The sequence below is a fragment of the Mesorhizobium sp. RCAM 05099 genome (assembly GCF_059683685.1).
This window is the reverse complement of sequence record NZ_CM185035.1, coordinates 6,453,772-6,476,290: the sequence shown is the minus strand read 5'-3', so window position 1 is coordinate 6,476,290 and position 22,519 is coordinate 6,453,772. Positions and strand designations below refer to the sequence as shown.

Genomic DNA, 22,519 nt, shown 5'->3' with positions numbered 1-22,519 from the left:
ATCAAGAAATCCCACCTGGTAGTCGCTGCACAACGCCTGAGCCTCTGAGAGAGAGGTACGGCGCGACAAAGATCGGTATTGCACTCCCATCGAAATGGGCAGCGTAGTTACGCAGTTGGAGCAATCCCATACGAACATAGCGGGGCTGGCCGCTCGACGTGACCTCACAGACCAGCGTATGCCGGCGATCAGCAACGACCACATGCGCCAGGATATCGACGCCGCGGTCGGGGCCGCCGACGGGCTCGATCTGGATATGGTCGATGACAAGCGCCGGCACGCGCTGTAGAAGCGCGGCGAGCGCGCCTGCCGCCTGCTGTTCCAGGTTTTTCATCGATTCAGAAGTTTTCAACATTTGTTGAAAATGGCATATCGCTTGAAATAGCATAAGCCATCTCGTTCAGCGAATGCTGAAAGCCGTGATTGTAGTGAAATCGGCCAGTACAATGGGATAGGTAACATTTTGCGACTTAGATATGTAACATATCGGCTATCGAAACTCGGGAGAAGCGCATGATGCCCGTAGTGAGAATAAATGCCACCTTTGCCGATCTAAAGCTCATCGCAAGTTGGTTCGGCACGAAAACGCCCGCCGATACGCTAGATCGTGTCGTGAAGGAGGCGATGGATCAGCTCGGCCTGGAGCGCGACGATGAGCCCGACGAAGCCGTTGTCCCGGAGGGAGGCGCCATGCAGTTCGACGTGGCGCCCGGTCTGGCTTTCAAGAAGCCGTTGTCGGCGACGATCAATGGGAAGGCGGTGCCGAGCCCGAGGTGGTCGTCCATCCTGCTGACAATGGTCGCCCAACTGAAGGCAAAGGGATTGGAGGGCGACAAGCTTACTCGCGAGTTGGGAGTTCCAGCCAAGGCCGTTCAGTTTGAGGATGAGGGATTCAAATACCATCCGTACCTGGGCATTTCGGTGCAGGGCCAGTCGGCTTCCGGTGCATGGAAAGAGGTCGAACGCCTTGCCAAGAAGTGGCACATTCCGGTCACGGTCGAGTTTTGGTGGCGCCAGAATCCAAAAGCTCCGCAGCGCGTTTGACGGCGACGGCTTTCGTCTGCGCGGGGGCGGTCTGCTCCGTCGTCACAGGTGAAACATGCATCATCGTCCTTCCTCCGTTCTTGCCTCCGGCTTGGCTCCGCGTCACAGAAAGGCGGCATCACTGCCGCCCATCGAGATTGTTGAGGTGCGTGGACCTTAAAAATCCATACCGCCCATGCCGCCCATGCCGCCCATGCCGCCGCCGCCCATGCCGCCAGGCATGCCGCCGCCAGCCGACTCCTTCTTCGGAGCCTCCGCGATCATGGCTTCGGTGGTGACGAGCAGGCCGGCGACCGAGGCCGCGTCCTGGAGAGCGGTGCGAACGACCTTGACCGGATCGACGATACCCATGGCGATCATGTCGCCATATTCGCCGGTCTGGGCGTTGTAGCCGAAGGTCGCGCCCTTGTTCTCAAGGATCTTGCCGGCAACGATCGATGCTTCCGCACCGGCGTTCGCAGCGATCTGGCGGGCCGGAGCCTGCAGAGCGCGACGGACGATGTTGATGCCAGCGGTCTGGTCGGAATTGGCGCCAGTTGCCTTGATGTTCAGCGAAGCGCGCAAGAGAGCGACGCCGCCGCCGGGAACGATGCCTTCTTCGACGGCCGCGCGGGTCGCGTTGAGGGCGTCATCGACGCGGTCCTTCTTTTCCTTGACTTCGATCTCGGTCGCACCGCCGACGCGGATGACGGCAACGCCGCCCGCCAGCTTGGCGAGACGTTCCTGCAGCTTCTCCTTGTCGTAGTCCGAGGTGGTCTCCTCGATCTGCTGCTTGATCTGGGCAACGCGGCCCTGGATCTCAGCCTTCTTGCCGGCGCCGTCGACGATGGTGGTGTTCTCCTTGGAGATCGACACCTTCTTGGCGCGGCCGAGCATGTTGAGGCCGACATTCTCGAGCTTGATGCCGAGGTCTTCGGAAATGACCTGGCCACCGGTGAGGATGGCGATGTCTTCCAGCATGGCCTTGCGGCGATCACCGAAGCCCGGCGCCTTGACGGCGGCGATCTTCAGACCGCCACGCAGCTTGTTGACGACGAGCGTGGCCAGAGCCTCGCCTTCGACGTCTTCCGAGATGATGACCAGCGGCTTCGAGGTCTGCACGACAGCCTCGAGGATTGGCAGCATGGCCTGCAGGTTGGAGAGCTTCTTCTCGTGGAGAAGGATGTAGGCGTCTTCCAGATCCGCAACCATCTTGTCGGCGTTGGTGACGAAGTAGGGCGAGAGGTAGCCGCGGTCGAACTGCATGCCTTCGACGACTTCGAGTTCGGTCTCGGCGGTCTTGGCTTCCTCGACCGTGATGACGCCCTCATTGCCGACCTTCTGCATCGCTTCCGCGATCATCGAGCCAACCGAAGCATCGCCATTGCCGGCGATGGTGCCGACCTGGGCAACTTCTTCCGAGGTCTTGATCTTCTTGGCGTTCTTGATCAGCGTCGCGACGACGTCGGCAACGGCGAGGTCGATGCCACGCTTCAGGTCCATCGGGTTCATGCCGGCGGCAACCGCCTTGTGGCCTTCCTGGACGATCGACTGCGCCAGAACGGTCGCGGTCGTGGTGCCGTCGCCGGCGATGTCGTTGGTCTTCGAAGCAACTTCGCGGACCATCTGCGCGCCCATGTTCTCGAACTTGTCTTCAAGCTCGATTTCCTTGGCGACGGTGACGCCGTCCTTGGTGATGCGCGGGGCGCCGAACGACTTGTCGATGACGACGTTGCGACCCTTGGGGCCGAGCGTGACCTTCACCGCGTCGGCGAGGATGTTGACGCCGCGCAGCATGCGCTCGCGGGCGTCGCGGGAGAATTTTACGTCTTTGGCAGCCATGTTTTAGCTCCTGGCAGGGGCTCGGATTGAGCCCGAAAATTCAGTTGACGGTGAGGCCGAGATTCAGCCGATGATGCCCATGATGTCGGATTCCTTCATGATCAGAAGGTCTTCGCCATTGAGCTTGACTTCGGTGCCCGACCACTTGCCGAACAGGATGCGGTCGCCAGCCTTGACGTCCAGCGGGACGAGCTTGCCGGCTTCGTCGCGTGCGCCGGAACCAACGGCGATGATCTCGCCTTCCTGCGGCTTTTCCTTCGCCGTATCCGGGATGATGATCCCGCCGGCGGTCTTGGATTCGGATTCGACCCGGCGAACGACCACGCGGTCATGAAGCGGGCGGAAATTCAAGTTTGCCATTTTGGGATGTTCCTGGTGCGGAGGTTGGACGGCTGTCCGTTGCCGGAGCGTGCGAGTGCTATCGTGGCGCTGAGATAGGCGGTCGGCTGCGTCCCCCGTCTTCCCGGCCTTTGTGAGCAGGTGGATCGGTGGGCAGCGCCCGAGCTGGCTGAGTAACCTTCTTCATGTTGCCAAGCCTTACTCCAGTGCCATCTTTGACGGGTCCGGGAGACCCGCAGCGGCAGTATGTTTTGGTGAGGTGATCAGGGAACGTCTTCTCCTTAGTCGGTCACGTGTTTTCGGATGACGGCGAGGCTGGGCTGGACGCCTGGGCCGGCTATTTGCACAACCACGCCAGGGAAGTGGACGAATTGACCACTAAGGCATTTCGACTCTCGCCCCTTCTTTGGTTTCCTCCTTGGCCGCCCCTTTCAGCTTTTGGGAGAGTCCTTTTGCGGAGCCACACAGAGAGCGCCGTGACAAACCTTCTCACCCTTGTAGTTGGCCAGAGCCTGCAGCAACTCCGGTAGAAGGTGCTGTTTCAGTTCGTTCGAGATAGGCTCCGGACCCTCCAGCGCTTTCAGTGCCTGCTCGACCAACTCGATGGCGCGTGCTTTGTTGCCGCTCTCATGATAGTACTGAGCGACCATCGGATAAGACACGAACTTATAGCCGTCGCCTTGTGGCAGTGCCACGATGTGTTTGGACAGCTCTTCGCCCATCGCGAAGCGCTCAGCAGACGGAAAGCCGGAATAATCAAAGCCCGGCGTGAAGAGTTGATCTAGCGCCTCAATCATCCAATGTTCGGAGTTTCTATCGATCGCATCGCGAACGAATTGGCGCATTGCGGGCAAGCCGGCCTCCATGTCGCGCATTTTGTGAAGCAACAGAGTCACCTGAGACTGGCGGAAATTGAGGTTGTCGGGCAACAAGGTGATGCCCTCTTCGATCGCCGAGAGCGCCGTCTTCCAATCCCCTTTCTCCACCGCCGCCTGAAATTTGTCCCTGATCGGCTTCTTCAGCGCTCGTTCGCGCGCTTCGGTTTCGCCTTTCGCGATCCGCTTGGTCGCGACGGCTTTCGCTTGATCGCTGGTGCGCCAGCTGCCGTTGAGCACCCTCGGCAAAACCTCATCGAGTTCCGTCGGTTCACCAATAAAGGCGATGTGGCCGTCTCGGTCGACCACGAAACTGGTGGGAATCGTGAAAGAAAAGCTGGGCTCCATCCAAAGCTTGTCCATTTCGCCTGAGGAGTCGAACGCCATCCGATAGTTCAGATTCGGGAACTTTTCGGTCAACCACGCGTCCAGATTGCTTCGGGCCTCATCGGCCGTGGGAGCGCGTTCATATGCCGCGACTGCGACGATCTCAACGCCACTCTCCCTGTATTTCTCCTGCAGCTGCATAAGATGGGGCATCGCGTCCACACATGGGCCGAACGTAGTTCTCCAAAATTCGACGATGTACAGTTTTCCGGGCTCGAAGCTGGTGAGCGGCTCGCCACGCAGCCAGGTCTCGACTTTAATCGAAGGAGCCGGGGACTCGATCCATAATTCCGCCAATGTAGGTCTCCAGAGCTTGCTTTCTGCGCGAGCTTGTTCCCGCTCAGAGACGGCACACGGATTCAGGAGAGAGCATCGCTCGTCTTGCCCATCGCGTGCAGTCGCCCTTAAGAGCGCAAAAGCTGTGCCAGCGCGCTCAGCGCGCAGTAACCCCATGAATATGCTTTGAAAAGCCTCCGCAGTGCCCGGATGGCGGTTGTAAAGAACCTGACAAGTTTCTGCCTCTGTCAGGTTTTGGACACGCATTGCCCGTTGCTTTCGCGCTGCCAGAAAAGCGTGGTCCCATCCGCACGATCCTGAAGCGCCAAACCGTGAGAACCCGTGCGACACCGCCGCATCACGTCGTGTCATGCATCGAGGCCAAGCGCCTGGGCGTTGAGTTCGCCGCACGCCAGAACATCATCGACGAGACGTTCAAGCTCGGCCCGGGAGCGGAAAACGGCGCGAGGCTTTGGCCTTGGTCGGGACGGCCGAACGGCAATGTCCCCGAGTGGGTCAAGGCGCAGAAGACGATCATCACACCCGGCGAGCCGAAAGTGTCGCCGCACGCCATCATCGAAGGCAGCATACATGCAGGCCCAGACGTATCGCTGGGCGATCTGAAGGAGTGGCATACGTTGCGCGCCTGGTGCAGAAATTGCTCGCTTCTGCCGAAGTAAGGTCGGCCGCGCTAATCCGCCGGTATGGCAAAGGCGCGCTATTCAGTACGGTCGAGAGGGCGCTCGGTTGCCCGCGAATTGGACCGGCTCATCACTGGTCAGCGACAATGCCAGTGAGTTCATCTCGAACGCCATCCTCTCCCGGCGAGTCAGAACCGGTCGAATGGCATTACATTGCGCACGGCGCGCGTCGCCATCGCCCTGGGCGCGCGACTGCAACACCGCGCGGCCGCACTCCCAAATCGCCTGGCCAGACACCGGCCGAGTTCGCCACCACCTTCAATCCGCGACCGTCGCTCGCGCTGCCCTATGCGAAAGGCTCTGCGCCAGCGCCCGTCGCTCCACCCGCCCTGTCGCGAGCACATAGTCCCTAGCTTCGAGCGCCCGGACAAACGAGCGCGCATTGTCGCTCTGCCGGAAGGCCTGCGTGATCATGATCATACGCTCTTCCTTCGAGAGCCCGGTCAGGGCTCCTGCCGGCTCTAATAAAAAGACTGCGGGCGGCGCTTATCATCGGAACGATCACGCTTGTACCCGTCCGGCAGATGAAGGCCATGATCGCGCGCGAACTCGCGGCTGACCATCATGAGCTTTTCATGATCGAAAGCGAGATGGACCGCCTTCTCGCTCTGCCAGTCGATGCATGACCAGACGATGTGGCAGTGCTCGCGGCCGTCCTTGCGCGCGTATACGGTTTGTGAGCCGTCAGGCCGGCCGCCGTGCGCGCCGCTCGCGAGGGGCCGGGGAGCGCCATCCGGCGCAAGCCACTCGATGCTGGACGGTCCGATATCATTGTTCTGGACGCCAATCACTGTTCCATTCCAGGGAGTACGAGAAGATGTCGAAGAAGAAGGGCGGCACAGCCCGCCTACAATCGGAGCCAAGTCATTTGCGGTTTTTCCGCTTCTTTCACTGGAAAGGCGCACCAAGAACGGGGCATACCTCAATACAAGCGTCCGCAGCCTTCAACATACGTTGACTTGGTTTAAATCCTGGCAGCATTTGCCCCAGGATCATAGCGTTAAGGAACGGCGAACCACCCAGACGCGGATGAGTCGTGTGCCCTATCGCCAAGCTGAAATTTGAAGGGCGACCACCATAGCGGAATGCAATATTCCGTGCATTTGAGACGCCAGATACACCGCGTTTTTTTTACCGTCCGCGCTCATCTTATTTTACCTTGTCCGGCCCAAACCTTCGGAAGCTTTGGCTTCGTTGTCCGGCAACAAGGCGAGACACCCTCGTCCCGTGTTGCCGTGAACCTGACACTTTGTCTGCCGCTGTCAGTTTTTGGACACGGGATCACGGGCTTCGCGCCGCCAGAAAGCGTGGCCACCGCACGGTCCCGAAGCGCCAAGACCATGAGAGCGCGTACGCCACGCGGATGACGTAATCTGACGCATCGATGCCAGGCGCCACTGCGTTGAAGTCGCCGCAGGCCAGATGGTTTGTACGAGACGTTCAAGCTTGAGCCGGGAGCTCGAGCCGAAAGCGGCGCAAGGTTTTGGCATTGGTCGGCACGCCGGATGAGGGCGGCGCGAAGCCGGCGGCAATGGCCGCGACTATGCCACGGCCCCTATCTTCGCCCGCCCTTTGGAGCGCTCCGACGACGATGTAGTGCGCGCTCTCACCATCGCATGGCGAGACGATGGAGGCCTGATGCGCCGTGGCCCAGGCGGTCGGTAACCATCTGAATGTTGGCATGGGCGCATTGTGGCCGCCGGACGATGCCTTCTTCGATCTCCTGCGCAACAAGGATATTGCCAACGCATGCTGGCCAATGTTGCAGTCGAGCGTGTCGCGAACGGCAATTTCGCCGAGAAGGTCAACAGGCATAAGACGATCGTTGCCGGTCCGGCGAGAACGGTCGCGAGAAACTCGAGAGGCTGGCTGCCGCGCTGGATGAAATTTCCGATCGTGCTACACCATTCACAGCGGCTTCCGCGCGGCCGATCAGTGGGCCAAGGTCCGGTCGCAGTTTGCGCCGCCAACCGCTGAATGAGCGGACAGGGCAGGGCGGCGAGGATTTCCTGGCCCGTTCCTGCGACGGCTGCTTCCGCCGTCGCTTAAGTTGCATGTGCACGTATTCGCCAGCACCGAGTGCCGGAATCCGCACAAGCACGGCGCGAGAGGCTCGCGCCCATGCTCTTGACCCAGCCGCAAACACCTGAATCAATGAACAGGTCGGGCGAAGCGGCCGCTCATCATCTCGTGAAATGGCTGCTCACAATCAGCCAAATGCGCGGTCCACGTCTGCCACATTCTGAGAATGATCATTGCCACGTGTCGCCATCATGACCTTAGTCTCGGACGCGCAACGAACCCTCCAGCCTGATCCGGTAATTAAGCGACCGCTTCGCCCCCGGTGCGACCAGCATCAGGCCCGGCTTATCGATGAAGTTGCCATCGAAGTCCACAGGGCTTGCTATGCCGTGCCAGGGTTCGATGCACAGGAACGGGGCGCCGCCCGGCATTGACCAGATGCCCAGTTCTGGAAATCCCTGCCATGACAATTCGATCGCCTGCCGCGTAGCGCACGCTGGTGCTTGCGGGCCGATCCAGAATGACGGCATCGTCATCGAACAGCCGTTCGGACAGTGCAAGCGTCCTGCCTTCGATCGGCGTCGGCCGCGGTGCTGCGAGCAGGAGGCCATCCTTAAGGCGAGGAATCGGCGCCGGCTCATCATCGGCAAAGGTCAGGCGGTAGGCCTCCTTAGGTAACTCCGACAGCAACGGCCAGTTGAACGCCGGGTGCGCGCCGATGGAGGCCGGCAACAGCTCTTCGCCTGTGTTGGTGACCTCGAAGGTCACGCCGAGTTGCTGGCGTTCCAGCGTGTAAGTCACGGCCAGGCGAAAGGCGAAGGGATAGTGCGCGCGGGTGTCGGCGTCGTCGGTAAGAACCAGCGTGCAGGATCGAGGCCCCCTGTCCGCCCACACAAAAGGCTTGTCGCGCGCGAAGCCGTGCTGCGTCATCGCATAGGGCCGGCCGCGGTGACGCAGTTGATCGCCCTTTAGCCGGCCGACAATCGGAAACAGCACCGGAGAATGGCGCCGCCAGGCCGGCCCGGCCTGCCACAGAAACTCAAATCCTTGCGCATCTTGCAGCGACACCAGTTCGGCACCCTGCCCCACTATAACAGCCGAGATGCCGTCGCCATGAAGGGTTTGGCTGTCTTGTGCCACATGTCCTCGCGGGCCGCTGTTGAAGGCCGATGCTGTGGCAAACTAAGCAAAAGCTCTTTGGGACTCAAGGTGTGGCTGGGTGTTGCGCAACGAATTGTGGCCGGAGGATCCCTCCGGCTACCTCGCCCTCGCCCACAACGGCCAGTCGCTACTCGCGCTCGCCAGTGAAATTCAGCAGCAGCTGGAAGATGTTTTGAAGTGGAGAGAGCGAGAAAGCGCCGAAGACGAGCAGTGCCGGCACGATCGCGATGCCGTCGGCCTCCAATTTGTCACCGACACCTAATTGGCGCCCAGTAGCGGGCAGTGTCGCACGCCTCCATCCCAATGAACCAAGGCCCAACTGCTCGAAGAACTTCAACATCCGCTGGCGACGCAACTGTCGCCGGACGATAACATTGCCGGCGGCATCAATCGCACCAATCTGGAACACCGACTTCGCAAGGTCGATGCCAACGGTAGTGGATGTTGAATCAGCACAAAACGCAGCCGTCACATCACAATCGATTCATCGATCACAGGACGTGCTCTAGCCACCGAGTGGACCCCCATTTGCGGTTGCGCCTCGGCCAGCCTGGCACGTCGATTTTCGATCACGCTGGCTCACCGCAACGACCGAAATCGGCACGCCACGGCCGGATCGCATAGCGTTGCTCGATGAAGTTGCGGCGACGATCGGGCAGGATGGCCTCACAGGCGAGCTGCTCGTCGAGGCTGACTACGACGCTCTCCTTGAACTGCATTCTTTCCTTCATTCAAAAGAAACTCATCGGCTCGCAGCAGCACAACCTTGCCGAGTTGATCAACACATTCCTGGCGGTGGACCGGCGACATGGTTTCGCGCGCCTGCTGCGGAAGACAATCACCGTCACGGACGCTGGATATCTCTTCGAGAGAAAAAGCGTTCGTGACAAGTTCATTGCGGCAGAAGCGGAGATCCAAGATGGACCGGACACGCTCACCGGCCAATTTGCGCTGCTGCTTTTTCCCGAACTTTTCCCCAAAAAGTAGCAGTCCATTGACTGTGCTCCGGCGTGATGAGACGGGGCTTGGCTGCGATCTATCGCATCCTGCTGCTCAGAAGGCGTCCGACCTCCGCCTGGATGCGATTTGTGGTGAGACCTACAACGCCGAACCGTTCGTAGATGGCGGCCACCATAGGAAATAGAATGTCCGCAAGGCGGGAACTGATATCGGCCACGGGGACCTCGGTTTCAACCAGTACCTCGTCGCTGCGAGCAGGCCTCCCCTCAAACATAAGTTCACTGATCGGGTTCGCCCAGTTCCGCAAGAGCCGGCCGGTCAGTCCGGTATAGAGCGCACGAAACCGGACCGTGATCTGGCTTTCCGGGTCCTTCCGCATAAGACCAGCTAGTCGCTCGGCGTGAAGGAGCGCCTCGCCCATCCGCCATACAGGCAATGTCGTATCGAATACACTCGCCGGCGGAAAAGTCTCCTGACCGTCTTCCTGATAGCCACGGATCAGGAACAATCGTCCCGAGGGTACGGCACGCCAGAAGTCGCAATGCGCGGGGTCGCTACCACGCTTGATCCCGTCACTCTCCGGGGGCAGCCAAACCTCGATGGCTCCGCCGACCTTGCGTGGGGCAAGATCTTCCCGGGTCAGCATCATGAAGACCGGCCAACCAGTGTGCCTGGTGACCGCTTTGTCCAGGACCTGCTCGAACTCCGTCAGAGCAAATGACTTCAGATCACCTTCCAGGCAGTAGTCGAACCGATACCAGCCGTTTGGAAACCTGGCAGGGTTGTCGCTTCGCAAATCATTCGTGAGGGCGCGCCACCGCTCAAATGCCTCCCGCACGAACCGGTCCTGCGCACCGCCTTCGGCAGGCTCGTCCAAAAGTCCGACAACACGAAGGATGTCGAAAGCCTTTGCGAGCGTGAGGGTGTGCTCGCCCCGTTCGAACGCTGCAATGGTCGGGATGCTGACACCAGCGAGCGCTGCATGCTCGCGCTGGGTCATACGTTCTTCTTTTCGGCGGGCGAGCGCTTCATCAACGAGCGTGCGCCAGCTCAGCGGGCCTATTCCCCGAGGATTCTCAGGCATTGGTTACTCACGATCTCAGAATATCTGGTGACAAAACCGTCGGGTCCTTCGGCTGCAGGCGGCTGGATGACCGCTGAAGCTTTGGCGACCAGTCGCTTAAGCTCCTTCAGCGTCTGGTCGATGACGCGATCCGGAAGGCCAATATCGCCTCCGAAACCTCGGAACAGCTCGCCGTCGGCAGCGCCAAGGTTGACCTGCTTGCCGCGGATGGTCAGTGCCAATGTTTGATCAAAACCGTCATAGATTGCGGTATTGAGGACATCATAGGCGGGCGAGAGCCTAAGTCCCGTCGGCGTTTCCAATAGGGAGAAATTCTTGAGATGGGCGTCGCAGTTCCCGACAAGCGCAAAGGCCACCAAACGCTGAAAGAAGCGCTGAAGGTCGATGACTGCGCGCGATGAGTGCTTTTTGATGATCGTGGCCACATCTTCGTAGGCAGCATCGTATTTGCCTCCATAGTCCTGGCCGCGGGGCTTGGCGAGGATCTGCGCGCAATCTTCCTGTCGGAACTTTTCTCCCTTCGGCCCGCGGTCGAACCGGGTGACAATGAGGGCATACTCGTCACCCACCGGTGCGGATTGGAACTCGTTGACTTCTTTCGCGCCGAGCACTACGCCGGCCCACCGCAAGCTCAAGGCCTCGTTGCGGACGAGCGTCGGAATGCTTTCGGAGTTGAATTTTGCGATATAGGGAGCCGGTCCAGTTGCTCCGGCCGGGACAAAGCCATCCTTGCCGCGCACAACAAGGAGCTTCTTCTGTATCCCTGAAACCGTACGGCCAGGACTGGTCGTGGCCTCGGCGGCTGCCGCGGGAAGCTCGGAACCTTCGGGCGGGACAACGCTCACAGCACCAATGCAATCTGAACCGTATCGCAGCAGCAGGCCAAGATCGTCCTGACCGTCAACATGAGCCGCGCGTGCCTGTTGCTCGCGCAGCCAGCCCTCGGGTCCGAGATGTTGGAAAAAGGGATGTAGGCCTGACGTCCAATCATACTCGTTCCGCGTGACTGGAAAGCAGCAGGCAACATCCTCCGTCCAACCCCGCTCGTAGGCAAAGCGGGTGCCTCCGGCAGGTGTCTCTGACAACGTCCCGGCAAGGTGGTCCTTGAAAAAGACCCTAGCAGAGCGCAATTCAGAAGCTATGGCTTTTCCTTTCCCGCTTTCGACGCAGGTGTCGACGATCTGCGCAACTGTGTCTTACTATATGAAGCAATCTGTTAAAAAACAAGCTATGATTTATTTTATTGCTCATAAGTGCGTAAGGTGTTGCCATGCCTTCATATCTGACAGCCAACGGCTAAAACTCCCGAGAGGAACAAACCACAACTTCAATCTGGAGAGTTCCTTCTCACCCGATCGACAGCGTCCGTGAGCAATCGAACGCCGTTCTTGATCTGGCGCGTGGTCAAGGCGGAATAGCCCATCACCAATCCAATCCGGTCGGCGCGGCCTTCATCCATTTCCCGACCGTAGAGCGGCGATATTGAATGAACACCCACGCCTTCTCGTCGCGCCTCTTCAACCAGCACGTCCTCCAATGACCGACGGAGGTCCTTGAACCAGACGACGACATGCAGCCCGGCATCAGCGCCTTCGATGACGATGCGGTCTGCGAACGCGCGTCGAAGGGCGGCGAGCAGGGTCTCTCGGCGCTCGCCGTTCAGACGGCGGACGCGCCGCACATGGCTTTCATAGCCGCCGCTTTCGATGAGCATGGCCAGGGCCTCCTGCTCGGCCACCGGAGAATGCCTGTCCAGAAGCTGCTTGGCCGTCCCGAAGACGTCCTGCAATTCCGGCGGTACCACGAGGTAGCCAATGCGCAGCATTGGCGACAGCGTCTTGGTGTTGATGGCTTTTCAAAAGCGCGGCTAAACGACGACAAGAGTTTGGTGCTTGTGGACGGAACAAAAAGGCGGCCTTCGCAGGCCGCCGAGTGTCGAGGATGTGTGCTTCAGAGCGAGGACGGGGCTTTTTCGATATCGCTGTGATTGGTCGGTGTTCGTTGCTGCTCCTGGATAAGTTCCTGGAGTTGGACGCCGTAGTGCGACCAGATGCTATCGGCGAGATCGTTGAGGAGCTCGAAGACAGCGAGCGCCTGTTCGGGTGTCCATTCGGGATTGATGAGGAAGTGGATTCCACGACTGAGGCCGGACGGTTGAGGATCTGGTTTCATGCCGCGGGCACCTTTTCGCCGGAGGAGCGGCTGGTGCGTTTTTCGCGCTGTGCCTTTGATCGCTCGGCCGCTTCCTTGAAGCGATAGGAATCGCCTTCGATGGAGATCACCTCGGATCGGTGCATGAGGCGGTCGACGAGGCTGACGACGCAGGCGGCATTGGGAAAGACCTCCGACCAATCAGCGAAGGGTCTGTTGGTGGTGATGATGGTTGAGCGTTTTTCGTAGCGCCGGCTGATGAGCTCGAACAGCAGGTCCGCATGACGGTTCGAGTAGGACAGATACCCGACCTCGTCGATCGCAAGAACGTCGGCGGCGGCGTAGTGGTGAAGCCGTCGGCGCAAGGCTGCATCGCTGTCGAGGGCGGCGAGTTCGCCGAGCATCTCGCTGGCGGTTCGGAAGAGGACGGTGTGACCGCAGATGAGCGCCTGGTGAGCGACATTGCGAGCAAGTGTCGATTTCCCGACGCCGTTGGGGCCGATAAAGACGATGTTGGCGGCATCGTTCATGAAGGACAGGGTCATCAGATCCTCGACGGCGGCGCGGTCGATGCGGCGCGGCCAGTGCCAGTCATAATCGGACAGTTGCTTGAAGTGGCCGAGCCTGGCGGCACGCATGCGTCGCCGCATCGAACGGTCGGAGCGCTCCTCTTCTTCCCATTGAAGGACGGCGGCCAGCCAGTCCGCGTCAGCGATTTCGTCCCAATGGGTGATCAGGCCATTGAGGCGCAACGCCTTGGCCCGGTTGAGCAGGATGTCGGGATTATTCATCATCTTTGCCTCCAAGGGTCAGTTGGTCGTAGCTGTCGAGGCGATGCGGCCGTACCGTCGTATCCTTGCGCCGCACGTGTTCGGGCAGGCTCGTTTCGACCGGCGGCGGAGCACCACGGGCGACCCGGCGGCGTTCCAGTACGTCGCGAACCGACCTCGAATGGGAGGCGCCGGCATGCAAAGCTTCCTCGACGGCGGCCTGCAGTTCCTGCGCGCCGTACAGGTCAAGCAGTTTCAGCATCGCGTTTTTGATCGCACCGATATTGGAGCCACGCTCGGCGGCCCGGATCATCAGGGTCTGGCAGGCCGGCACGGCGCGCGTCAGGCTGTTGAGGCCGCGATGCTGGCGCGCCTCGCGCTTGATTGCGACGAGAGCCTTGAGGTGCTGAGGGTCCTCGATCTGCTGGTCACGATCATAGCTGCGACGGTGACTGGCGATCATCTTTGCGCCTTCGAAGACGCGGACCAGGCCGAGATCGGCGCGCACGCTGAGCGTGCGCCGGACATGAGCATGCGGTACCGAGTAATCGTTGAGGTCGAAGCGCACATAGGGCGTTTTGCCAACCTTGGCGGCGACCTGCTCCTCGACGGGGTATGGGTTGGCGGGCAGCGGCAGAAGCAGTGGCTGCTCTTGCGCAAACGCCTGGCGGACCGTCATCGTCCGGTCCTCGGGGCATGGCCGGTCGGCTGCCTGGTTGCGGCACCACTGTTCGGCCTGGGCATTCAGATCGTCGAGATCGGTGAACCTGCGGGCGATGAAGAATGCTTCCCTTATATGCCGTATGGCGCGCTCGACGCGGCCTTTTTCGTTGCCCCGGGCAACCGCAACAGGACGTGGCTCGAACCGATAGAAGCCGGCGAAGGCAAGCAGCGTCGGATGGAAGCGGATCGCATCGCCTTGGCGCTCGAGCACCGCACTCTTGAGATTGTCGTAGAGCAGGACCCTGGGCAGCCCGCACCATGTGTTGAACGCGCCGACGTGACCGCGCAGGAAGTTTTCCATGCGCGCGTCGAGGAAGAAGCGCAGGTAGATGTCGCGTGAGTAGGAAAGCACCATCACGAACGCCATTAGCGGCCGGCGGGCGTTGCCGATCTCGATGTGACCGAAGTGGGCCCAGTCGACCTGTCCCTGCTCGCCCGGCAATGTGCGTAGCCGCAGGAACGCCTCGGCCGGCTTGCGGGGACGGTGCAGGGCAACCAGGTGCCGAAAGTGCGTCGGCAAGCCCCGGTAGCCGCGCTCGCGCACCATCGCATAAAGGCGGCTGGCGGTCAGCGAGGGGAACTTTTCCAGCGTCTGCTCAATGAATGGAAGATACGGTTCAATGATTGAGGCTCTCTGCAGCGGCTTGTGCCGGGGCAATCCCGCCTGGGCCAGAACGCGATGTACCGTCGTGTGATGGACATGCAATTGCCTGGCGATGGTGCCGCAGCGCCACTTCTCGGCGTGATACAGGCGCAGGATCTGCGCTTCCAGTTCGGGGCTGATGGTCATGATGCGGGCTCTCCGTCTGCGTAGTCAGCTTCACGGGCATAACGAGGCCCCCGGCGACGCACGAAGCCGGTGCGAACGAACGGCGACAGTCGACAGTCGCAGCGCCGACAGCACGGCGTGGGCATGACCGATGTCGTCGCCCGCCCGACGACGTCAGCAAAAGCAGCGACGACATCGTTCGAGGGACTGACCAGTAGTGAACCGGCAGGAGATGCAGGTGGAGAATGATGCGTCACTTTATTGTGCCGAGCCCGATGTCGTCGGGCCCGGACCGCATGAGCCAGGCGTCCACGGCGGCTGCGCTGATAACGTCGCCCCGCCTCGCGCACACTCTCGCGGCGGGCAGCACGGGCGCAGTCCTGGCCGCAGTAGCGCTGTCCCCGGTCGCAGCTGCGGCAGATCGTTACCTGCGAACGGCAGCGGCCGCACAGAAAGAAGCGGCCCGTGAGCATCCGCGACGGTCCTTTCGGAGCGCCGCTGGGAGTTCGGGGAAAAGGTCGACGGAATGCGCTGACAATGCGATAATGCAGGTCGCGCACCGTCAGTGGAGCGTGACACCGAGCCCGGACTTGCCAGTTGAGATCGGTGTTACGCCGGATTGTTTCTGCGGCGCTGATTACCCGCAGATACCACAAGGCAGGCGCATGGCGGGGTACGTCGAAAGCCGCCTCAGGGCGCCTGGAGACGTGCCCCGCGTCTACCGCCTTCTCAACCTCACGTGATCAGCACCGCGCCGCAAAGGCGGCCGCCCGCTACAGCGCTAGTTGAAGAGCGCGCGGGCGGCCGCCTTTGCTCTTTCCAGCGCTTCAGTATAGCGCGACGATCAGGATGAGACGCGCGCGACAATCTGGATGAGATTCTTACGTCGCGGTCACGGGCAAATTATCATGCTGATTGTCGCTGGCAAGGCTTTCGTCGGTTTCTGATTGCCGCTCCGCGACAAGCTCGTGCGTGTTTTTGATTGTCGCGTAGGAGGCGGGCCTGCCGCGCTGGCGTTTGGCCTCTATGGCAGATCTGCGCCGGTAGCTTTCGACATTCATCTCGAAGATCGTTGCGTGATGAACAAGCCGATCGACCGCGGCGAGGGTCATGGCGGGATCCGGAAAGACCCTGTTCCATTCTCCAAAGGGCTGATTGGCGGTGATCATGATGGAACGCCGCTCATATCTTGCGCAGATGAGTTCGAAGAGCACGCTCGTTTCGGCCTGGTCCTTGGTGACGTAAGCCAGATCGTCGAGGATGAGCAGATCGAACTTGTCGAGCTTTGCGATGGCGGATTCGAGCTGGAGCTCCCGCCGCGCGACCTGAAGCTTCTGGACGAGATCGGTCGTGCGGGTGAACAGCACGCGCCAGCCGTTCTCGATCAGGGCGAGGCCGATGGCTGCGGCGAGATGGCTCTTTCCGCCGCCGGGCGGGCCGAACAACAGGATGTTGGCGCCCTTTGCGAGCCAGCTGTCGCCGGCGGCGATCGCCATGACCTGGGCCTTGGAGACCATCGGCACGGCGTCGAAGGCGAAGCTGTCTAGGGTCTTGCCGGGCGGCAGATGCGCCTCGGCGAGGTGGCGTTCGATCCGGCGATGCGCCCGCTCGGCCAATTCATGCTCGGCGATGGCGGAGAGGAACCGGGCGGCGGGCCATCCCTCTCTGTCGGCCTGTTCGGCGAACTGCGGCCAGAGCGTCTTGATTGTCGGCAGCCGGAGCTCGTTGAGCATGATGCCGAGGCGTGCTTCATCTATTGTGTGGATGCTCTTCATGCGACCTCTCCCGCATAGGCCGTGCCGATCAGGGCTTCATAGCCATTGAGCGATGCGAGTTGCACATGAACAGTCGGCAACCGGGCCGGATCCGGGCCGAAGAGCGCTCTCAGGGCGGCCAGATCAGGCAGTTCGCCGGCGTCGAGCGTTCTGGCAAGCTCTTCAGCCAGTTCACGCTCGCAGCCACGATCATGAGCCAGCGCCAACAGTTCGACGGCAATCTTGCAAGCCTGTTTGTCGGGCAGGTGCTCGATGAGAACGTCGAAGGCTCTACGATATTCCAGCCGGGGAAAGAGCTTGTCGCGATAGACGAGATCCCGAAGCGCCATCGGCTTTTTGCGCAGGGAATGAATGACGTGCCGGTAATTGACGACCTGGTCGTGCCGGCCGTCGGCATGGCCGCGTCCTCGGGGCAACGTCATCAGATGCGTCCCGCCGATGAAGACCTCGAGGCGATCGTCGAACAGCCGGACGCGAAGCCGATGTCCGATCAGGCGGGAAGGCACAGTGTAGAAGACTTTGCGCAAGGTGAAGCCGCCGGTGCGCGACACCGTGACGACCACCTCTTCGAAGTCGGTGGTGCGGCGGGCGGGAAGTTCCTGCAAATGCGGGCGCTCAGCGTCAATGCGCTTGCCATGTGCGGCATTACGGCGGCTGACGATCTCATCGATGAAGGCGCGGTAGGAGCCGAGATCGTCGAAGTCCCTGGTGCCGCGCATCAGTAGCGCATCGCGGACCGCGTTCTTGAGATGGCCGTGGGAACTTTCGATCGAGCCGTTCTCGTGCGCGACGCCCTTGTTGTTGCGCGTCGCCGTCATGCGATAATGGCCGCACAGTTCCTCGTAGCGATGCGTCAGATCGACCTTGGCGTCGGCATCGAGGTTACGGAAGGCCGCCGACAAGCTGTCGCTGCGATGATAGAGCGGCGAACCGCCGACCGACCACAGCGCGTTCTGCAGGCCCTCGGCCAGAGCAACGAAGCTTTCGCCGCCAAGGATGACATGGGCGTGCTCGAAGCCCGACCAGACCAGCCGGAAGTGATAGAGCAGATGGTCGAGCGCCTGGCCGGCGATCGTCACGCCGAGGCTGCCCATGTCGGTAAAATCCGACAGTCCCAACCGACCGGGTTCGTGCGTCTGACGGAAGATCACTTCCTGCTCCTGACCGTGAACAGCCCGCCATGATCGGATACGCCGCTCAAGCGTGCGGCGAATACCTTCGGACAGTTCCGGATGACGCCGCAGCATCTCATTGTAAACGGCGACCGCACGGATGCCGGGAGCGGCCTTGAGGAGCGGAACAACCTCAGCATCGAAGATATGCTCAAGAGGATCGGGGCGACGCCGGTCGCGCGGCGGCCTGCTCTGCGATGGAAGACGCGCCTCCTTCTCGATGCGGTAAGCTGTCGCCCGGCTGATCGACGCCTTGGCGGCGGAGACCTCGATGGAATTGTTTTGTCGGTACTTCATAAAAAGCCTCGTCTGATGATCGGTTACATGGCGACCCGGCACAAAGGTGATTCTCCAGTCTCAGAAAATCACCCACGCTACCGGGCCAACCGCGATCATGAGACGCCGAAAAATCGCGCCGCGGCGGGAGTGTAACTCCGGTCGGGCTACGCCCTCCCTTCGTCACACCCCCCGCCGCCGAGTCTCATCCTGATTGACGCTGAGTCTCACCTTGATTGTCGCCGCGCACTTCAGCTCTTGTCGTCGTTTGTCAGCGGTTTTCGACCGTCTTCGACACTTGGAGATCGTGCCTAGATTGTCGTGTTGCCTCACCTAATTTTGTTACCAGCTGCCTCACCAAGAATGTTACCCGCTCGCCAGACGTGCGGAATCTGAAGCGACATACGGCGCTAGGCTGCTGACCTCGCCGATGAGCCGCTGCACGGCTTGTTGTCGCCACGCCCTTACTCGCTTCTGCAACGTGTGAAGCTGGTGCAAGCTGTATCGTCCGGGATAACGGACCTGGAACTCGACGAGAAGTTCAAGTGCGGTCTGATCCGGACGCTCTTCAAGGCATCGTGCCATCTCTTCCCAATGGTCCTTAAAGATGTCGGGACGTCGGCCGCGCGGTTTGTCGTTGAGCCGACGATAAGTCTTTGGCCCAACGACAACACCGCGGGCGCGAGCCGCTTGGCGCCAGAGATTGACCCGTCGAACGAGTGTTTTGTACTGCTTGCGGGTAAATCGACCTGGAAACTGGACGCACAGCTCCTCGAAGAGCTGCGTGGCGTTGATGTTGGGGAATTCCTCCAATCGGCGACAAACGATCGGCCACACCATGCGGAGCGCCTGGACGCGGGCTTGGCCAGGCTCGGCGTAGACCAGCTTCGGCTTCTCCTGCATCTTCGCGGCTGTCACGGGAGGAGTGGGTGGGATCACCGGTTTGAGCGTCGGCGAGGGACTCGCAATAAGGGTTTGTGTCGAGACCTTTTGTAGACTTCGCAGGTAACGCGGTTTGGCCTCAATGGAGAAGGTCGGACGGATCTCGCCCGCATGCCAGGCGCTCGATAGGCTGGCTACGAACGCGGCCAGGTTGGGCGGTTCCGATGTCGCCGGTGGCGGTGTTTCGCCGTCAGCCAGCGCCGCCAGATAAGCCTGGACAGCTCGCATCTCCTCCAGCTGCTTCAGCGGATCGAGGTCGCCGGCGATCTCGCGCAGCTTGCTCTTGGCGGCCATCGGGATAGCCTCCGCCTGCAGGAGACGCTCTCAGGGAGTCTGCGGTGGATGATAGCGCTTAGCTACCTTCGCACCGTCACGCTGTTTGGCAGCCAGCTTGAACGAGGGCTGGAAGAAGTTCACGAACAGCCGGGATGCCGCGTAGAGGCGCGTGATCGCTCTGGCCGCCGCCAAGCCCTCGAAGCGCCGATACCCCAGGAGCTTCCGTACTACGGCGCCATTTTTCTGCTCTATCCACGCTTGGTCGTTCTTACGGTAAGGCCGCGAGCGAGTGAGTTCGATGCCGTGACCAAGGCAATATTCGATCAGCCTGTTGTTGACGAACTCGCTGCCATTATCCACATCCAGCGCTCTCAGGGCAAAGGGCAAGCCCGTGCGGATCCGATCGAGTGTCTCGACCACGAGGGTACCTTCTCGGACCACGATGGGCGCGGCCTCCGTCCATCCGCTCGCGATGTCGGTCAGAACCAGGCTGTGAACGTAGCTACCGCGGTTGACTTCCCCGCAATGAGCGACCAGGTCCATCTCCATGCTGCCGGGCAGCGGCTCGTTCCAGTCGGCAAAGGTGCGCATTTTGATGCGCCGCCGGGGCTCTGGCATAACCCTTGGCGGCTTTTTCGTACGCATGGTGCGCCTTGGCATCTGGAGCAAGCGGTCGATCGTCGCGGCGCTCATCGACAGGACCTTGTGGTGTATCTCCTCCTCGAGCTTCAAATGCCCATTGCGTTCCAGCGCCGGCAATAGAATGGGCAGCAGTGCCTTGAGGCGCTTGCCGCAAACTCGATCAGAAGCTTCCCACAGCACGATCAAGGCGGCCCGCGCGGCCTCGTCATAGAGCGACGGGCGTTGGCGGATCTGACGGTGCTTTGGCTCCGGGCGGCTGTTCAGGACACGGATTGCGGACTTTTCGTGATACCCCGTCGCCGCAATGAACTCCTCCAAGATCCGGCGCTTGTCCTTGGTCGTTGCGGCCGCATAGCGATCCCTGACCGCATTGGCCAGTTCCACACGCATGGCATGTGTCATCTTCGTCTTCATGTTGCCTCCCTGGTGGTGAAGGTACCATGGCGACATGCGCCTTCACGGGTAACATTTTAGGTGAGGCAACGAACCCGCGCGGTAACATTTTCCTTGAGGCAATGCGACAGGGTCTTCTCGCGATCGGGAGAGAAGTAGAAGAGTGCTGCAGGAGGAGCACCACCCGCGAAGGGGCGCTCATCGCGGACGTAGGTCCAGAGCCTGGCCTGCCTTGTTGCGCCTCGAGCCAGAAGCGGCACGGTCGTGTCATCGCCATGCAGCCGTTCGGCTGCCAGAACATGGACGCTGATCAGATCATGGATCGGCTGCAAGGCGGTCGCGCAAGCCCCGACCTGATCGGCCAGCGTGGAGAGGCTGAGATCGACGCCTTCCCCGGCATAACGCTCGGCCTGGCGGTTCAACGGCTGATGCTGGCCGAACTTCTCGAAGAGGATCGTAGCCAGCAGGTTCGGTCCTGCCCATCCGCGCGGTGTGGCATGGAAAGGTGCTGGTGGCTGCGAGATCTTCTCGCAATCCCGGCACGTGAACTTCTCGCGCACCGTCTGGATCACTTTCCACTGGCGAGGGATCACCTCCAGCGTCTCGGTGATGTCTTGGCCCATCTTTACGATACGAGCCGAACCGCAGCAGGTGCAGGTCGAGGGAGCCTCGATGACCAAGCGCTCGCGCGGCAAGTGTTCAGGGAACGGTTTGCGTGCCGGACGACGACGTTCGAACGCAGAAACGTTCGTGATCTTCGCCGCGGCGCGTTCTGCCGCGATCTCGTCCTCGGTGGCGTCGGCCTCGAGCTCTTCGAGTTCCAACTCCATCTGGTCGATCAGCCGGGCGCGGCGTTCCGAGCTCTGGCCATACTGCTCCCGCCGCAGTTTGGCGATCTCGAGCTTGAGGCGCCTGATCATCGCCTCGGAGGTTGTGGCGACAGCGCGCACCTGTGCGAGTTCGGCCTCGGCCGAGGCGGCACGAGCCTCCGATGCCGCAAGCGCGGCGCGCAATCTGGCAATCTCCGAAGCCGCTTCGTCCATGGCGGGAAGCTACCATGCTCCGGAGAGAAAACCTAACAAAAACAGTGAAATAAGGACATCATCCTGCTTTCGCAGGTCGCTGTGTCCAGCGTGGATTACGCCAATCGATCCCTTCAAGGAGGTAGCCCAATTGCGCTGACGAAACAGGAACGGCAGAGCCGTTCTGGCTGACCGGCCAGATGAACTTCCCCGCCTCCAGGCGCTTCATATAGAGCGACATGCCAACCCCGTCATGCCAGAGGATCTTGATCAGATTGCCCTTGCGTCCCCGAAAGCAAAAGATCTCGCCGCCATGAGGATCGCGCCGGAGCCCTTCCTGCACCTTCAGCGCCAGGCTGTTCATGCCGCAACGCATGTCCGTCACGCCACCCGCGATCCAGACCTTCACCCCGGCCGGAAAGGCGATCATGACGCGTCCAGAACCGGCAACAGACGGGCCACGATGTTCGGATCGAGCGTCGCCGGGATCGTCAGGCGGCGGCCATTCGGCAGACCGATCTCGATCTGCACCTCATTGTCGGACCGAGGCTGCGATACCACCTCGCGAGGCTCGGCTTCCGGCGGCGAAATCGCCAGCGACACGAAGCCATGTGCAGCCGCACTGCCAAGAACGCCGCTCCGGTATTCCCGACGCCAGGTCGTAAGCAGCGAGCGCGACAGCCCGTAGCGCCGAGCCGTCGCCGAACCCTGCCGATAGCCCTGCAAGCTCTCCTCGACGATGCGGATCTTCTCTTCGTCCGTCCAGTCCCGCCGGCGACCAAGGTCATCGGCAGGCAGGACCTCAATTCGTGAAATGACTGTAGCGCATGACATAAGGCATGGGCTTAAGGCCATTTATCAAATCAAGACAGACGGCCTTCGGCGGAGGGATACGATTGTCTCGTAGGGGACCACAATGCCGCGCTCCAGCAGCATTT

General features: G+C 60.9%; 23 protein-coding genes and 5 pseudogenes. 4 read left to right on the top strand and 24 right to left on the bottom strand.

The features are described from left to right. Position 1 precedes the first annotated feature (1 nt). Complete coding sequence (locus tag AC56QQ_RS32100) at positions 2 to 388, bottom strand: hypothetical protein (protein WP_497124687.1); 387 nt, start codon at positions 386 to 388, stop codon at positions 2 to 4. Positions 389 to 513: 125 nt separating this feature from the next. Here AC56QQ_RS32100 and AC56QQ_RS32095 point away from each other — a divergent pair, with 125 nt between their 5' ends. After that, entirely contained in the window at positions 514 to 1,044 is a 531-nt protein-coding gene (locus tag AC56QQ_RS32095; RefSeq protein ID WP_497100490.1) for a T4SS efffector SepA family protein, read from the top strand. 156 nt (positions 1,045 to 1,200) lie between these two features. On the opposite strand, the gene groL is transcribed toward AC56QQ_RS32095, so the two are convergent. The 3 genes from groL to AC56QQ_RS32080 form a co-directional block, all read right to left on the bottom strand. Next, entirely contained in the window at positions 1,201 to 2,865 is a 1,665-nt protein-coding gene (gene groL, locus AC56QQ_RS32090) for a chaperonin GroEL (RefSeq protein ID WP_497124686.1), read from the bottom strand. A gap of 63 nt (positions 2,866 to 2,928) precedes the next feature. Next, on the bottom strand, positions 2,929 to 3,225 hold the full coding sequence (gene groES / locus AC56QQ_RS32085; protein ID WP_489859639.1) for a co-chaperone GroES: 297 nt from the start codon (positions 3,223 to 3,225) through the stop codon (positions 2,929 to 2,931). 410 nt (positions 3,226 to 3,635) lie between these two features. Then, positions 3,636 to 4,763: a TlpA disulfide reductase family protein gene (locus AC56QQ_RS32080; protein ID WP_497124685.1), complete on the bottom strand. Its 1,128-nt coding sequence runs from the start codon at positions 4,761 to 4,763 to the stop codon at positions 3,636 to 3,638. Between the two features lie 311 nt (positions 4,764 to 5,074). Between AC56QQ_RS32080 and AC56QQ_RS32075 the strand changes: the two genes are divergently transcribed. Continuing rightward, on the top strand, positions 5,075 to 5,422 hold the full coding sequence (locus AC56QQ_RS32075) for a hypothetical protein (protein WP_497124683.1): 348 nt from the start codon (positions 5,075 to 5,077) through the stop codon (positions 5,420 to 5,422). 279 nt (positions 5,423 to 5,701) lie between these two features. Here AC56QQ_RS32075 and AC56QQ_RS32070 read toward each other — a convergent pair whose 3' ends face one another. From AC56QQ_RS32070 to AC56QQ_RS32055, 4 genes and pseudogenes are all read right to left on the bottom strand, one after another. After that, positions 5,702 to 5,863 carry a hypothetical protein gene (locus AC56QQ_RS32070; protein ID WP_497100493.1) on the bottom strand — a complete coding sequence of 54 codons (162 nt, stop codon included), beginning with the start codon at positions 5,861 to 5,863 and terminating at the stop codon, positions 5,702 to 5,704. A gap of 41 nt (positions 5,864 to 5,904) precedes the next feature. Then, positions 5,905 to 6,234 carry a relaxase/mobilization nuclease domain-containing protein gene (locus tag AC56QQ_RS32065; protein ID WP_497100494.1) on the bottom strand — a complete coding sequence of 110 codons (330 nt, stop codon included), beginning with the start codon at positions 6,232 to 6,234 and terminating at the stop codon, positions 5,905 to 5,907. 649 nt (positions 6,235 to 6,883) lie between these two features. Continuing rightward, positions 6,884 to 7,258 (bottom strand): hypothetical protein, encoded by a 375-nt coding sequence (locus AC56QQ_RS32060; RefSeq protein ID WP_497124682.1) that lies wholly within the window; start codon positions 7,256 to 7,258, stop codon positions 6,884 to 6,886. A 464-nt stretch (positions 7,259 to 7,722) separates the two neighbouring features. After that, positions 7,723 to 8,605 (bottom strand): annotated as a pseudogene (locus tag AC56QQ_RS32055) (aldose 1-epimerase family protein). A 79-nt stretch (positions 8,606 to 8,684) separates the two neighbouring features. Here AC56QQ_RS32055 and AC56QQ_RS32050 point away from each other — a divergent pair. Continuing rightward, the gene (locus AC56QQ_RS32050; protein ID WP_497100496.1) at positions 8,685 to 8,888 is read left to right on the top strand and encodes a hypothetical protein; all 204 of its coding nucleotides are present in this window, start codon (positions 8,685 to 8,687) and stop codon (positions 8,886 to 8,888) included. Between the two features lie 4 nt (positions 8,889 to 8,892). Here the strand turns inward: AC56QQ_RS32050 and AC56QQ_RS32045 are convergent. Next, positions 8,893 to 9,098: pseudogene (locus AC56QQ_RS32045) on the bottom strand (hypothetical protein); the annotation flags it as partial. Positions 9,099 to 9,195: 97 nt separating this feature from the next. After that, positions 9,196 to 9,345, bottom strand: coding sequence for a hypothetical protein (locus AC56QQ_RS32040; protein WP_497100497.1), 150 nt, complete (start codon positions 9,343 to 9,345; stop codon positions 9,196 to 9,198). Between AC56QQ_RS32040 and AC56QQ_RS32035 the strand changes: the two genes are divergently transcribed. Next, positions 9,335 to 9,613, top strand: coding sequence for a hypothetical protein (locus tag AC56QQ_RS32035; protein WP_497100498.1), 279 nt, complete (start codon positions 9,335 to 9,337; stop codon positions 9,611 to 9,613). The genes AC56QQ_RS32040 and AC56QQ_RS32035 overlap by 11 nt on opposite strands. Before the next feature lie 49 nt (positions 9,614 to 9,662). On the opposite strand, the gene AC56QQ_RS32030 is transcribed toward AC56QQ_RS32035, so the two are convergent. The 14 genes and pseudogenes from AC56QQ_RS32030 to tnpA all read right to left on the bottom strand — a co-directional run bounded on the left by AC56QQ_RS32030 (position 9,663) and on the right by tnpA (position 22,415). Next, positions 9,663 to 10,670, bottom strand: coding sequence for a helix-turn-helix transcriptional regulator (locus AC56QQ_RS32030; RefSeq protein ID WP_497100499.1), 1,008 nt, complete (start codon positions 10,668 to 10,670; stop codon positions 9,663 to 9,665). After that, a complete protein-coding gene (locus AC56QQ_RS32025) occupies positions 10,646 to 11,515 on the bottom strand; it encodes a HipA domain-containing protein (protein ID WP_497101048.1) in 870 nt (289 codons plus the stop codon). The genes AC56QQ_RS32030 and AC56QQ_RS32025 overlap by 25 nt, the downstream gene beginning before the upstream one ends. Positions 11,516 to 11,563: 48 nt before the next feature. Further along, positions 11,564 to 11,755, bottom strand: a pseudogene (locus AC56QQ_RS32020) (HipA N-terminal domain-containing protein); the annotation flags it as partial. A 242-nt stretch (positions 11,756 to 11,997) separates the two neighbouring features. Further along, positions 11,998 to 12,513: pseudogene (locus tag AC56QQ_RS32015) on the bottom strand (MocR-like pyridoxine biosynthesis transcription factor PdxR); the annotation flags it as partial. Positions 12,514 to 12,620: 107 nt separating this feature from the next. Further along, positions 12,621 to 12,842 (bottom strand): hypothetical protein, encoded by a 222-nt coding sequence (locus AC56QQ_RS32010; protein WP_183459435.1) that lies wholly within the window; start codon positions 12,840 to 12,842, stop codon positions 12,621 to 12,623. Beyond that, on the bottom strand, positions 12,839 to 13,615 hold the full coding sequence (istB, locus tag AC56QQ_RS32005) for an IS21-like element helper ATPase IstB (protein WP_210308052.1): 777 nt from the start codon (positions 13,613 to 13,615) through the stop codon (positions 12,839 to 12,841). The genes AC56QQ_RS32010 and istB (AC56QQ_RS32005) overlap by 4 nt, the downstream gene beginning before the upstream one ends. Beyond that, entirely contained in the window at positions 13,605 to 15,104 is a 1,500-nt protein-coding gene (gene istA / locus AC56QQ_RS32000) for an IS21 family transposase (protein ID WP_497100500.1), read from the bottom strand. The genes istB (AC56QQ_RS32005) and istA (AC56QQ_RS32000) overlap by 11 nt, the downstream gene beginning before the upstream one ends. Positions 15,105 to 15,964: 860 nt before the next feature. Continuing rightward, a complete protein-coding gene (gene istB / locus AC56QQ_RS31995; RefSeq protein WP_497124522.1) occupies positions 15,965 to 16,858 on the bottom strand; it encodes an IS21-like element helper ATPase IstB in 894 nt (297 codons plus the stop codon). Beyond that, positions 16,855 to 18,369, bottom strand: a complete 1,515-nt coding sequence (gene istA / locus AC56QQ_RS31990; protein WP_497124680.1) for an IS21 family transposase — start codon at positions 18,367 to 18,369, stop codon at positions 16,855 to 16,857. Before istA (AC56QQ_RS31990) ends, istB (AC56QQ_RS31995) begins: the two co-directional genes overlap by 4 nt. A gap of 303 nt (positions 18,370 to 18,672) precedes the next feature. Beyond that, positions 18,673 to 19,542, bottom strand: a complete 870-nt coding sequence (locus AC56QQ_RS31985) for a hypothetical protein (RefSeq protein WP_497124679.1) — start codon at positions 19,540 to 19,542, stop codon at positions 18,673 to 18,675. Positions 19,543 to 19,572: 30 nt separating this feature from the next. Further along, entirely contained in the window at positions 19,573 to 20,580 is a 1,008-nt protein-coding gene (locus AC56QQ_RS31980; RefSeq protein WP_497124678.1) for a DDE-type integrase/transposase/recombinase, read from the bottom strand. A 116-nt stretch (positions 20,581 to 20,696) separates the two neighbouring features. Further along, positions 20,697 to 21,602 (bottom strand): annotated as a pseudogene (tnpC, locus tag AC56QQ_RS31975) (IS66 family transposase); the annotation flags it as partial. Positions 21,603 to 21,660: 58 nt separating this feature from the next. Beyond that, positions 21,661 to 22,011 (bottom strand): IS66 family insertion sequence element accessory protein TnpB, encoded by a 351-nt coding sequence (gene tnpB, locus AC56QQ_RS31970; protein WP_497100501.1) that lies wholly within the window; start codon positions 22,009 to 22,011, stop codon positions 21,661 to 21,663. Then, positions 22,008 to 22,415, bottom strand: coding sequence for an IS66-like element accessory protein TnpA (gene tnpA, locus AC56QQ_RS31965; RefSeq protein WP_497100502.1), 408 nt, complete (start codon positions 22,413 to 22,415; stop codon positions 22,008 to 22,010). Before tnpA ends, tnpB begins: the two co-directional genes overlap by 4 nt. Positions 22,416 to 22,519 lie beyond the last annotated feature (104 nt).